Origin of the sequence: Streptomyces sp. NPDC007164 (genome assembly GCF_040634135.1) — a bacterium.
Lineage (GTDB): Bacteria > Actinomycetota > Actinomycetes > Streptomycetales > Streptomycetaceae > Streptomyces > Streptomyces sanglieri.
Window position 1 is genome coordinate 29,651 of the sequence record NZ_JBEYFB010000031.1, and the last position, 12,440, is coordinate 42,090.

At 70.3% G+C, this 12,440-nt stretch carries 3 protein-coding genes; all 3 read right to left on the minus strand.

Annotated features, from left to right (window positions below; all coding sequences use genetic code 11):
• Positions 1–8: 8 nt before the first annotated feature.
• Genes ABZ622_RS29785 through ABZ622_RS29795 form a run of 3 tightly spaced genes read right to left on the minus strand, consistent with a single transcriptional unit; the run spans position 9 to position 12,098 of the window.
• Positions 9–1,691 (minus strand): NAD(P)/FAD-dependent oxidoreductase, encoded by a 1,683-nt coding sequence (locus tag ABZ622_RS29785; protein WP_360548364.1) that lies wholly within the window; start codon positions 1,689–1,691, stop codon positions 9–11.
• Positions 1,681–11,181 carry an amino acid adenylation domain-containing protein gene (locus ABZ622_RS29790; protein ID WP_360548366.1) on the minus strand — a complete coding sequence of 3,167 codons (9,501 nt, stop codon included), beginning with the start codon at positions 11,179–11,181 and terminating at the stop codon, positions 1,681–1,683. Before ABZ622_RS29790 ends, ABZ622_RS29785 begins: the two co-directional genes overlap by 11 nt.
• Positions 11,182–11,231: 50 nt before the next feature.
• Positions 11,232–12,098: a sterol desaturase family protein gene (locus tag ABZ622_RS29795; protein ID WP_360548471.1), complete on the minus strand. Its 867-nt coding sequence runs from the start codon at positions 12,096–12,098 to the stop codon at positions 11,232–11,234.
• Positions 12,099–12,440 lie beyond the last annotated feature (342 nt).

Consider the following 12,440-nt stretch of genomic DNA (forward strand, 5'->3'; position numbering starts at 1 on the left):
CTCGGTACTCATGTGCGGGTGTCACCACGCATGGACCAGTTGTCGAGCTGGGGCAGCCGGCCCAGCTTTCCCGGATGCCAGGGTTCGGTGCCCCGGCTCTCGGACGCCGTGAACCCGCGCCCGAGCTCGTCGCAGAGGTACTGGACGACGAAGCGTCCGGTGGACGCAGCGCGGATCAGGCCGCCCATGCCGACCCACTGCCCGGCCATCGAGAATCCGCGCAGGCCCGGCAGGCGCATGCGGTCCTTGCCGACCAGCTTGGCCGCGATGTCGTCGGCCTCGGAGAACGCCTTCCAGGCCAGGATGGAACCGTCGTGGTTGCCGGTGTAGCGCCGGGTCGTCGCCGGGGAGGCGACATCGACCAGCTCGATGCGCTCGCCCAGACCCGGCAGCCGGCGTTCCAGGAACCCCCGGACGAAATCGGCCACTTGGCGCTTCTTCGCGCGGTACTCCTTGCGGTCGGCGGCGCGCAGCGCCTTCCAGTACGCGAAGTCGCTGAAGTAGGTGCAGTGGATGACCGATCTTCCGGGCGGGGCGAATCCGTCCGAGTAGTCGGAGCGCATCTGCACCACCACGCTGCTCTGCAATGCGCCGGGCAGTTGCTCGGCGTCCTGCGGGTCGAGCAGGTACGTGGTGCTGTGGGCCCGGTCGGCGCCCAGTTCTCCCCGGATGCCGACGAAGGCGGAGACCACCGCGGGGAACAGGGTGCCGGGGCGGTTCAGCAGTTCGTCGTAGAGCTTGTCGATCCGCGGTCCGGAGTACCGGCCCTGCAACAGGCCGTGGATCGTGGTGTGGCCGTCGCAGGCCGAGACGACGTGGTCGGCATAGTACCGCTTGCCGTTGCGCAGTTCGATCCCGACGGCGCGGCCGTCCTCGACCAGGATCCGTTCGGCCCGGGCCCGGTAGCTGATCTCGCCGCCGAGCCCGGTGTAGCGTTCCTCGATCGACCGGGCCAGGCCGAGCGAACCTCCTTGCGGGAATCCGGCGTTCCGATGGTGGGCTCCCGCCATGTTGAACAGGTACGGGAGGAGCGGGAAGCCCTCCGGGTCCTGGAAGAAGATGTTGCGGAACGCCCTGCGGAGCAACGGGTCCTGGAACCGGTCGGCGAACTCGTGCATCGGCGTGGCCGCCGTGCGCCAGAACAGCCGGAACGCGGGCAGGACGGTGCGCAGCAGCGCCGCTCTCTCCCGTACGGTGCGCAATGCCGGGGCGGTCAGGAACGGATACAGCTCGATCTCGGTGAACCGGCGCAGATCGCGGCAGAAGGAGCGGATCAGCCGGGCGTCGTCGGGCGAGATGCCCAGCAGGTGCTGTTCCAGCCGGTCCGGGTCGTTGTAAAAGGTCACCGACCGGCCGGCCTCGTCGACGACCCGGTTGAACATGTCGAAGTTGGTGATGGTCTTGCCGTCGAGCGCGCCCAGTTCGCGCCACACCTGGTTGGCGTCGTTGCCGGTGGCCGTGCCGATCAGCCATTCGATGCAGTAGTCGAAGATGTAGCCGTCGCGCGACCAGGCCGTGCAGCAGCCGCCGGGCAGCACGTGCTTCTCGAAGATGCGCGAGCGCATCCCGTTCATCTGCGCGTAGCACCCGGTGGACATTCCCGCGACGCCCGCGCCGATCACGATGACCCGGGGGCTGCCGTCCTTCTCCCGGCCGGGGACGCTCCACTCGTCCTCCGCCTCATCGGACATCGGCGCCGCCCTCCTGGAGGATGCCGCGCACCAGCTCGGCGTTGCGGGCCGCGTGCTTGGGGTCGAGCATGTCGGCGTGGATCCCGGAGCCGCGCAGCACGGCATTGTCCGTGGTCGAGCTGGCGTGCCAGGTGCCGGACGCGCCGGCGGCGTAGAGTGCCGTCTTCTCCTCGTCGGTGATCACGCTGACGATCGCGGACACCGTTCCGAGGTTCGGGGTGCGCCCGCAGAAGGCCAGGTACTCAGCGGCGTGGTCGAGGGTCTCGCGGGCCACGGCATCCGATCCGGTGTGTTTACGCAGGTGCTCGGCCAGTTCCGTCTCGAAGAACTCGATGTGTTCGGGGCCGGGTTCGTACGCCTCGACGATGCGGTGCGAGTCCAGCACGATCACATGGGCGACGTCGCGGCCCCGGCTTTCGAGTTCCTTGGCCACCTCGAAGGCGAGGTTGCCGCCGAGCGAGTAGCCGAGCAGCAGGCATTTGCCTTCGGGCCGCTGGGATTCGACGAGGTCGGCGTAGCGGACCACCTTGTCCGTGCCCGGGACGTAGTTGAAGGCGATCAGCCGGTACTCGGGCAGTGTGGCGGCGAATCCCCGGTAGACGAGTCCGTGGCCACCCGCCGGCGGGAAGCAGAACAGGGTCGGTTCCCGTTCGCTGTTGAAGCTGAGGCAGGGCAGGTCGTCGGAGACGGATCCGGTGGCCAGGCGCTCCAGCGTCGTGGCCATCCCGTGCAGGGTCGTGACCCGGTACAGCAGGCTGACTGGGATGCCGACGCCGAATTCCTTGCGGAGCCGGTGGATCAGCTCGATCAGTTTGATGGAGCTGCCGCCGGCCTCGAAGAACTCCTGCGCCAGGCCGACCCGTTCCAGTCCGAGGAGTTCTTCCCAGTGCCGGGCCATGCTCAGCTCGAAGGGGGTGCGCGGTGTCTCCTCGGGCTCGTCGTCCGCGTCGAGCCGGGGCACCGGCAGGGAGGCCAGGTCGACCTTGCCGTTGGTGGTCAGCGGCAGCTGCGGCAGTACGACGAAGTGTGCCGGAACCATGTACGCGGGCAGCCGGTCCCCGAGGTGCCGGCGCAGCGCCCGCCCGTCCGGTGTGGCCCCCTGGGCCGGTACGCAGTAGGCGACGAGCACGTCCTCGCCCCGGGCGTCGGGGCGTACCGTGACGACCGTCCGGGCCAGCTCGGGCCGCTGAGCGAGGTGTGCCTCGATCTCGCCGATCTCGATGCGGTGGCCCCGGAGCTTGACCTGGTCGTCGACCCGGCCGAGCAGATGGACCCGGCCGTCCGCGTCCCAGCGTGCCGCATCGCCGCTGCGGTAGAGGCGTACGGGGGCGGCGCCCGGCTCACGGCTCAGGGTCCGGGTGACGAAGCGCCCGTCGGTCAGCACGGGGTCGCCCGCGTAGCCGAGTGCGACGCCTTCGCCACCGATCCACAGCTCGCCGGGCACACCGGGCGGCACCGGTTCGCCGTGCCGGTCGAGCACATGGAGCGTGCTGTTGCCCAGGGGCCGTCCGATCGGCACCGTCCGGCCGGGTTCCAGGTCGTCGACGGGTCCCTCGAAGAAGGCGCTGTCGATGGTCGCCTCGGTGACCCCGTAGGAGTTGATCAGCCGGGTGCCCGGCCCGCACAGGTCGTGCAGCCTGCGGTACTCCCCGGCCTTCCAGACGTCGGACCCGACGACCAGCAGACGCATGAAGTCCAGTCGTCGGCCCCAGCGTTCGCAGTGGTCCATGAGGCCGCGCACGACGGCGGGTACGAACTCCGCGCAGTCGACGCGCTCCTTGCGCATCGTGGTGTACAGGCGTTCGGTGTCGAAGAGCAGATCGCGGTCGACCAGCACCAGACTGCCGCCCGAGCACAGCGCCCGAACCACGTCACCGGTGAAGACGTCGAACGACGGGGCGGCCATCTGGAGGTGCACCCGCACGTCGCGGTCCAGCCGGTATTCCTGGAGCCAGGCCGCGTAGGCCGAGACGAGGTTGCGGTGGCTGACCCGCACGGCCTTGGGGAGGCCGGTCGAGCCGGAGGTGTGGATGATGTAGGCGGTCGAGTCGGGACCGGCCTGCTCCTCGGCGTCGGGCCCGCTCGCGTTCCGGCCGTCCGGTCCGGGAGCCGCGTCCGGGTCCGCCTCGTGCAGCTCCCGCAGGGTGAGTGCCCGCACCGGCAGCCCCGCCATCCGGTCCCGGCAGGCGTCGTCCGCGACGACGACGAGGGTGGCGCGCGCGGCCCGTACGGTGTGGGCGGCGCGGTCGGCCGGGTGGTCGGCCGGGATCGGGAGGTAGGCCCCGCCGGCCTTGAGGACGGCGAGGAGCGCGACGACGAGTTCGGGTGACTTGTCCAGGCAGAGCGCCACCACCGACCCGGCACCGGCCCCGAGCCCGCGCAGCCGCCGGGCCAGCTCGCCCGACCTGCGGTCCAGTTCCCCGTACGTCAGCCGGTGGGCCGGCCCCTGGAGCGCCGGGACCGTGACGGCCACGGCGTCCGGGCGGCGGGCGGCGGTGTCACTGATCAGCCGGTGCACCGGGCGGAAGCCGTCCGCCCCGCTCTCGCCCTCCGCCGGGGGCAGCGCGGTGCGCCCGGCGCCGCTCCACTCGGCGACCAGCCGCTCGCGCTCCTGGGCGCCCAGCATCTCCAGCCGGGAGGTGGGCCGGTCCGCCGGGGCGCGGGTCATGCTGTCGAGCAGTGCGGTGTAGTGCGATGCCATCCGCCGCATGGTCTCCGGCAGGAAGAGGTCGGTGTTGTACTTCAGGACGCAGTGGAAGCGGCGCTCCGCCTCGTCCTCGTAGACCGACAGCGTCACATCGAACTGCCCCTCCTCTTCGGGGAGTTCGATGTACTGGAGCCGGTAGCCGTACTTCTCGGTGGCGACCTTGTGGGTGAGCAGGATGAACATGGCCTGGAACACCGCGGAGCGGCTGGGGTCGTGCTGGAGGCCCAGCTTGTCGACCAGCAGGACGAACGGGTACTCCTGGTTGTCCAGGCCGCCCAGTACCGTGGTGCGGACCTCTTGCAGCAGCTGGGCCACCGAGGGGTCGCCGGACAGATCCGCGTGCAGCGGGAGCGGGTTGACGAAGTAGCCGTAGACGGAGGCGAAATCCTGCTCGGTCCGGCCGGTCACCGGGCTGCCCACGATGACCTGGTCCTGGCCCGAGTAGCGCTGCAGCAGCACGTAGTAGGCGCTCAGCAGCACCATGAACGGGGTCACGTCGTGCTCGCGGGCCAGGGCGTGCACCCGGGCGCTCAGCTCGGTGTCCAGGACGAAGAACTCGGAGGCGCCGTTGTGTGTCTGCACGGCGGGGCGGGGCTTGTCGACGGGCAGTTCCAGCGTCGGCACCTCGGCCGGCAGGTGGGAGCGCCAGTAGTCGAGCATGCGCGGCGCCGCGGGTCCGGCCAGGAAGCGGTTCTGCGCGTTGAGGAAGTCCAGGTAGCGGGCGGTGACGGGCGGCAGCGAGGGGGCCTGGCCCTGGCGCAGCCCCTCGTACACCGCCAGGAGCTCCTCGATGAAGGTGAACGTCGAGATCGCGTCGGAGACGATGTGGTGCACCGCCTTCATGATCACCCAGCGGTCGGGGGCGCGCTTGAAGAGGCGGAAGCGGAAGAGCGGGTCGTTCTCCAGGTCGTACGGCCGGCGGTACTCGGCCACGATCGTGCCGTGGATGTCCTCCCACTCCTGGTCCTGCACGTCGAACAGGGCGACGTCCGCGCTCGCCTCCGGCGACACCTGTTGCAGCGGTACGCCGTCGATCGTGCGGAAGTTGGTGCGCAGCGCGGGGTGTCGGGCCACCATGCAGCGCACGGCCTCGAACATGAGGCCGGGATCGAGTGCGACCCGGACCTCGACGGCGCCGCCGATGTTGTACGCGTAGCCCTCGGGGTTGAGCTGCCTGAGGAACCACAGGGCCTTCTGGTTCTGCGTCAGCGGGTGGCTGAGTTCGTCCTCGTACACCTCCACCTCGGCTGTGTCGGCGCCACCGGCCTCGTGGGCGACCAGCTCGGCCAGGGCGTCGTGGAGCTGTGTGATCAGCTCGGCGACCGGGGTACCGCTCAGCAGTGCCACGACGGGCGGGGCGACGCCGAGCTCGGAGCTGATCCGGGCGCGCAGTTCCATCGCCAGGAGCGAGTCGAGTCCCAGCGCGTTGAGCCCGGCCTGCGGGTCGATCCGGTCGGGGCCGGTCCGCAGTACCGAGGCGGTCAGCTCGATGAACCGCCCGGTCACCAGGGCCAGGCGCTGCGCCGTGCCGGCGTTGCGGAAGGCATCGAGGATGCCCTCGCCCGGCCCGGTGGCCGCCTTGGTGGGGGCGGCCGCCGCCAGTTCGGCGACCAGCCGGGGCGGCGCGGCGTACCAGGCCTGGAACACCGGCCAGTCGACGACCGTGGCGACGAGCAGCTGGGCTCGGTCCTGGCCGATGACGCGTTCCAGCACGGCCATGCCCACGTCCGGCGCGAGCGAGCTCATCCCTCGGTTGTGGAGGTAGTGGTCGACGAGCCCCAGCTCCTCGATCATGCCGGTGGCCCAGGGGCCCCAGTCCACGCTCAGTCCCGGCAGCCCGAGTGCCCGGCGGTGCTGGGCCAGCGCGTCCAGGAACGCGTTGCCCGCGGCGTAGTTGGTCTGGCCGGCCGTGGTGAGCAGTGAAGCGATCGAGGCGAACAGGACGAAGTGGTCCAGCGGTTCGTCCCGGAGGTGGCGGTGCAGCAGGTGGGCGCCGATGGCCTTGGGGTCGTGGGCCTCGGAGAACGTCCGGTGGTCCATGTCCTCGACGAGGGTGTCGCGGACCTGACCCGCGAGGTGGAACACGCCGCGGATCGGGAGTGGATCGGTGCGCCGGTGAGCGCCCAGCCAGGTGGTGAAGGCGGTTTCGTCGGTGATGTCGAGCGGTGCCAGGACGACTCGTGCCCCGAGCGCCTCCAGTTCCTTGACGAAGGCGGTGGCACGGCCGGCGGCGGTGCCGGGGTCGAGCTCCCGCCAGGCGGAACGCTCCGGCAGCGTGGTGCGTCCGATCAGGATCAGGCTGCGCGCCCCACGCCGGACGAGCGTCCGGCACAGCAGCCGGCCGAGCGCTCCGAAGGCGCCGGTGACCAGGTAGTTCGCGTCGGTGCGCAGTTGCAGCGGGAGGGGGTACGTCAGCTGTTCGGCCCGCCGGATGCGGCTGGTGCGGCGGTCCGTGCCACGGAACGCGATCTCTTCCTCGTCGTCGGTCAGGAGCTCACGCAGCAGCGCGTGGGCCTCGGCCCGGCAGTCCTCGTCGCCCGGCGTGCGGGGGTCCAGGTCGATCAGCTTGCCGGGGTGGGAGGTCAGCTCCTGGTGCCTGAGCACCCGGCCCACTCCCCACGCGGGCGCTCCCAGCGGCTCGACGGCCTCGCCGGGCTCGACGTGCTGGGCGCCACGGGTCACGATGTGCAGCCGGCCGGCCGTCCCGCGGCGGAGCAGTGTCCGGGCGAGCGCGATCAGTGAGTAGGCCCCGGTGCCGCTGTGCCGGGCGAGGTCCTGCGGTGAGGTCTCGGCGAGCCGAGGCAGATCGAGGTTCCACAGATGCACGATGGACCCGACGGGCCCCGCACCGCCTTCGCCGCCGCGGTGTGTGCCGTCCCTGTCCTCGTTCAGGTCGGCGAAGAGCCGTTCCAGGTCGGGGGCGGACCCCGGGTCCACGGTGAACTCGCCCTCTTCGCCCCCTCTTCTGTACGCGTCGCCGGGACGCACCAGGTGGCAGCGCTCGCCCCGCGCGGTGAGCAGGGCGCTCAGGGCGTCGCCGACGCCCCGGCTGTCGGCGAAGACCAGCCAGTCGCCGCCGGTGGACCCGGCGTGCGGGCCTTCGGCGCCGGTCGCCGTTCCGGGACCGGCCTCGTCGGTGGTGGGGTCGACGGGGCTGTCGGTCCAGACGGTCTCGGCGAGCCAGGAGTCGATCGTGCCGAGCCCGACCGTGGTGGACGCTTTCTCCACGTCGGCCGCGCGGAAGCCGTTGATGCCCCCGAGGGGTTCGCCGCTGTCCGCGTATACGGCCATGTCCCCGACGAGTTCGTCCGCGCCGTCGCGGGTCACCGTGGCGTGCACCCAGATCGGCCGGTCGCCCACCGGGGCGAGGCGCAGTTCCTCGATCGACAGGGGCAGACGGATCCCGGTGGTCTGCCGCTCCGGTCCGGCCGCACCCGTGCCTTCGGCGTCGAGCAGCTGTGTCGTCAGCAGCGACTGGAAGCAGGCGTCGAGCAGTACGGGGTGGATGTGGTGCCCGGCCGCGTCGTCACCGATCACCGTGGGTGGGCGGAGCCGGGCGAGCACCTCTCCGGAGCCGATCCACACCTCGTCGATGGCGCGGAACGCGGGCCCGTAGTGGTAGCCGAGGGCGGCGAGCTCCGCGTAGCAGTCCTCGCCGTCCAGCCGGCGCCGGGCGCGGGACCGGAGGGCCTCGGTGTCGGCGAGGGGCCCCGCCGGTCGTGGCTGCCCCGAGCGTACGACTCCGCAGGCGTGCACGGCGCGGGCGCCCTCGTCCTGCCCTTTGGACGCGATCGTGAACGCCGCGTTCTGTGAGGAGAGGGTCAGCCGGACGGCCCGGTCCTCGCCCTCGGGAAGGAACAGCGCCTTGCGGAACTCGATGTCCGTCAGCACGACGTGAGTGCCGCCGGTGAGGGAGCGGACGGCCTGCGTGGCCATCTCCAGGTATCCCGCTGCCGGGAAGACGACGGTGGACTGGATGCGGTGGTCGTCGAGGTAGGGCAGCCGCTCGGTGTCGAGCGCGGCGTCCCAGGTCGGTTCGGTGTCCGCGGTGCGACGGCCCAGCAGCGGGTGGTCGGCGTGGCCGAGACGGACCTGGGCCACGGGCGCGGGCTCCGTCCAGTAACGGTCGCGCCGCCACGGATAGCGGGGCAGGACCACCGGTGTGCCCGCCGGGTGCAGGGTGTCCCAGTCGATGGCGACGCCGAGGTTGTGCAGCTCCGCCAGTGAGGCGGCGAAGCGTTCCGCTTCGTTCTCCTGGCGGCGGATCGACGGCAGGGTCCGCACGGCCGCGCCCCGGTCGCCGAGGCACTCGCGGATCGAGTGGCCGAGCACCGGGTGCGGACCGATCTCCAGGAACAGTCCGTATCCGTCGGCGGCCAGCCGGTCCACGGCCGAGCGGAAGCGGACCCGGTGGCGGACGTTCTTCCACCAGTAGTTCGCGTCCAGCTCGCTGCCGTGCGCCGTGCCTTCCTGCCCGGTCAGGTAGAGCGGAACCGTCGCCGCCCTGGGGGCGAGATCGTCCAGCGAGGCCAGGAGTTCGTCCTTGATCGCCTCCATGCCGGCACTGTGGTAAGGAACCTGCACCGTGAGGAACTTGGCGAAAATCTGCTCGGCGTGCAGCTGGTCCGCCAGTTCGGCCAGTGCGTCGCGGTCGCCGGCCAGGGTGACCGCCGAGGGGCTGTTGACCGCGGCCACGGAGACCCGGTCGCCGAACGCGGCCACCCGGGCCTGTGCCTCGTCCTCGGGCAGGCTCACGGCGAGCATGGTGCCGGTGCCGGTCAGTTTCTGCTGGAGGCGGCTGCGGTGCATGACCACCTTCACCGCGTCCTCCAGGGAGTAGACCCCTGCCTCGTAGAAGGCGGCGACCTCTCCGGTGCTGTGACCGACGATCGCGTCGGGCCGCACGCCGTAGTGGCGCCACATGGCCGCGAGTCCCACCTGGACGGCGAAGTTGGCCGGCTGGGCGAGCCAGGTCTCACCCATGTGCGACCCGGCTTCGTCGGCCTTCATCTCCTCGATCAGGGACCAGCCGGCGATCGAGCGGACGACCTGGTCGCAACGAGTGACCGCGTCCCGGAACACCTGGTCGGTGTCGAGCAGTTGGCGGCCCATGCCCCACCACTGCGGGCCCATGCCGGTGAAGACCCAGACCAGGCCGCGTTGTTCGGCTTCGAGCTGCTTGCCGTGGACGACCCCGGTATGTGGTTCGCCGCGCAGGAAGGCGTCGAGTGCCTCGTCCAGTCCGGCCCGTGAGGAGTACACGACGGAGAGCCGCGACTCCAAGTGCTGGCGGCGGTGGGCCAGTGTGTAGCCGAGGTCGGGCAGTGACACCTCGGGCCCGTTCGTCCCTGCCAGCTCGCCGCGGATGCCGGCCGCTACCTCCGGCAGGGCTTCCGGGGTGCGGGCGGTCAACGGGAGGAGATTCCAGGCCCGTTCGCCGGGCGGGACCGGCGGGGCGCTCCGGTCGGGTGCCTGCTCCAGCACGACGTGCGCGTTGGTGCCACCGAACCCGAACGAGTTCACCCCGGCCCGTGCGGGCCCCTCGTGTGCGGGCCATCGGGTCGGCTCGGTCGGGATGCGGTACGGGGATGCCCCCTGGTCGATGGCGCTGTTCAGCTGCTCCAGGTTGATGTGGGGCGGGATGAGGCGGTGCTTGAGGCAGAGCACGGTCTTGATCAGGCCGGCGATACCCGCCGCCGCTTCGGTGTGCCCGATGTTCGTCTTGACGGAGCCCACGTAGCAGGGGGCGTCCGGTCGGCGTCCCTCGGACAGGGCCCGGCTCAGGGCGTTGGCCTCGATGGGGTCGCCCACGGGCGTGGAGGTGCCGTGCGCCTCCACGTACTGGAGGTCGCCGGGGGTGATGCCTGCCTCGCCGCAGACACGCCGGATGAGGGAGACCTGGGCGTCCGCGTTGGGCACGGTGATGCCGTTGGTCCGGCCGTCCTGGTTGACCCCCGCGCCGAGGATCACCGCGTGGATGGGGTCGCCGTCGCGCAGCGCGTCGTCCAGCCGCTTGAGCGCGACCAGGCCGACGCCCTCGGCCCGTACGTAGCCGTTGGCCGTGGCGTCGAACGCGCGTGAACGGCCGTCGGGCGACAGGAATCCGCCCTTGGTCTCGGCGATGGTGTACTGCGGCGCCATGTGCAGCAGGACGCCACCGGCCAGTGCGAGGTCGGTCTCCCGGTTGTTGAGGCTCTGGCAGGCGAGGTGCACCGCCACCAGGGAGGAACTGCACGCGGTGTCGAGCGACAGACTCGGTCCGCGGAAGTCGAAGCAGTACGAGAGACGGTTCGAGACCATCGTCATCATGGTGCCGGTGGCGGTGTGGGCGGCGAGCGTGGAGAAGCCCAGGTCGGAGAATTGCAGGATCTTGTAGTCCAGCGTGAACGCGCCGACAAACACGGCGGTATTGCTGCCGGCGAGTTCCGCGGGCCGCTGCCCGCCGTCCTCCAGGGCCTCCCATGCGACTTCGAGCAGCTTTCGTTGCTGGGGATCCATCTGGTCGGCCTCGCGCGGGCTGATGCCGAAGAAGGCGGGGTCGAATTCGTCGAAGCCGTCGATATAGCCACCACGGCCGCCGATCAGGCGGCCCGGTTTCTCCTTGTGTCTGCTGCCGAGACTGCCGACGTCATAGCGATCGGCCGGTGTCGGTGTGATGCAGTCCTTGCCCTCCATAAGGTTCTGCCAGTACGCGCGGTGGTCCGACGCACCGCCGGGCAGTCGGCAACCCATGCCGATGATCGCTACTTTGTCGCTCACAGAGGCACTGTTCACGTCGGGCAAGGCTGTAACTCCTCAAGTCGTGACGCCGCGGACCGGCATGGAAGGGCAGTTCAGGCAGAACCGGTCCCGGGCCCCTTCGCACGGCGCAAGGGGTGGAGATGGCTGGCGACGATCTCCCCTGTACGGGGAAAGGACGCGGGATCGCCGAGCCCGACCGCGACCGGTTCGCGGCCGGGGCGCCAGGTGTAGCTGTCGAAGGCGTGGTCCCAGATCGACAGGTCCGAGCCGTAGTGGCCCGCCTCGGACACATCGGTGCTGTGGTGCAGCCGGTGCTGCTCGGGGCTGGCGAGCACATGGTTGAGCCGGCCGATGCGCACGTCGATGTTGGCGTGGACGAAATAGCCCTGGGCGGCCACAAAAAGGCCCACGACGAACACGGAATCACGGGAGAAACCGACCAGCGAAAGAGCCAGCTGAACGATTCCCTGCGCGAGAACGATATCGAGGACGTGGCTGACGCTGTTATTGGCGACATTGACTTTTTCCGGCACATGATGCACGCCGTGCAGCCGCCACAATATCGCATTGGTGTGACCGAGCCTGTGCACCATATAACTGGCCAGCGAACCGGTCAGCAGGGCGGCCGGTATTTCCGCCCAGAGATTCAGGTCCGATTCGCGCGTCGATACCTCGGAGACGACGACGGAGACAAGATACTGCGCGAATGCGCCGGCCGCCATCGTCAGCAGGAAATAGACCCCGTACCAGCGCCATTCACCGGCGTTCGGATGCCAGGACCGGCGGTGCGGAATCAGCCGTTCGAGCACGGTGAGATAGGAAATGACACTGAGCAGGAAGAGCGGACTCACACGCTCCGGGTCCCAGTCCAGACTGAGCGCCGCGGCACCCACCGAGACCGTGCCCGCCAGCAGGAACGGGTACGCCGCCACGCACAGAACCGCGCGCGTGACGGGCACCGGGGCGCTTCTCCCTGCGGCCCGGCCGGAATCCACCTCCGGATCACCGCCGGGCAGCGGTTCACAGTTTTCCACTCACAGCACCTTCACGAAAGGAACCAGCGCAGCACAGTGCACGGACCAGGAAAGAGTTGACACTTACTACGCGCGGGCACACGGGACCGGCGCACCGGTCGTCACCTGTCACACGCGAGGAAATATGTGCTGGAGTGTGAGGGGTCGCTTCGTGGACCCCGCGGACCCAAGAACCGTCTCCGGGCCGGCCCGCTCTACTAATTTTTCCCCACCCGGCGACCTCAACCGTCGAATTCAAGCCGCACGCGACCCCCCGGTGACACCCCT

What these genes read in the sequence shown, in the direction of transcription:
- ABZ622_RS29785 (WP_360548364.1), bottom strand. Translation starts at nt 1,691, where the DNA reads ATGTCCGATGAGGCGGAGGACGAGTGGAGCGTCCCCGGCCGGGAGAAG.